Raw genomic sequence first — 742 nt, 5'->3', positions numbered from 1 at the left:
TTCCAGCCCCGACACGACAATCATGGAACGCCAGCGCCTCAAGATGATGTGGCGCAAGCTCGATGCCCAGATGGATCGGGCCCGGCTATGAGCGACGATCCGATCTTCGACCCCGAGACGGGCGAAGTGCTGGAGGCGGGGGACACCCCGCCGCCGGTCCCGGCGATGAGCCTCGACGAGGCCCGGGCGATGCTGGTGCGCGAGCACGGCGTCGCGATCGGCAGCGACGATCCGCTGTTGATGCTGATCACCCTGCACCAGGGGATGCTGCGGGATTACGAGCGGATGCTGGCCCGTCACGATGCCGCCATTGCCGCGATTCTCGGCACCACCGGCGCGGCCTGCGCCGACGCGGTCGAAACCGTGCTGGCCAGCCTCAAGGACAAGACAGTCAAAGCCTCGCTCGATCAGGCCTTCGCCCTGGTCGAGCGGCAGGCATTGGCGATGGAGGACCTCCGTCGCGCTTTGCGCAGCCACCGCCGCGTCACCGCCCTGCTGACAACCCTCAGTCTGGCCGGGTGCGTCCTGGCCCTGACGATCCTGTTTTCCATCGTTCGATAGGATTTTTGCCATGACCAAACTGATTGCCCGTTCGCTGTTCGTGGTTGCGCTGCTGGCCGCCGCGCCCGCTTTTGCCGCCGATGCCGACTGGATCAAACCGGCGGAGGAAGGGGTCAAGTCGCTGATCACCAGTCTGGTCGCGATCGGCGGTGCCCTGATCGGCCTCTCGCTGGTCGGCTAT

1 protein-coding gene is annotated in these 742 nt (G+C 66.0%); it reads left to right on the top strand.

Annotation, left to right across the window (positions count from 1 at the left end; translation table 11 throughout):
- Positions 1-87 precede the first annotated feature (87 nt).
- Positions 88-561: a hypothetical protein gene (locus K678_RS17395; protein WP_021133801.1), complete on the top strand. Its 474-nt coding sequence runs from the start codon at positions 88-90 to the stop codon at positions 559-561.
- Positions 562-742: the final 181 nt, after the last annotated feature.

The sequence above is a fragment of the Magnetospirillum fulvum MGU-K5 genome (genome assembly GCF_000442515.1).
GTDB lineage: Bacteria > Pseudomonadota > Alphaproteobacteria > Rhodospirillales > Magnetospirillaceae > Phaeospirillum > Phaeospirillum fulvum_B.
Note: the sequence above shows the minus strand (reverse complement) of the source record. Positions and strands in the feature narration are given on the sequence as shown.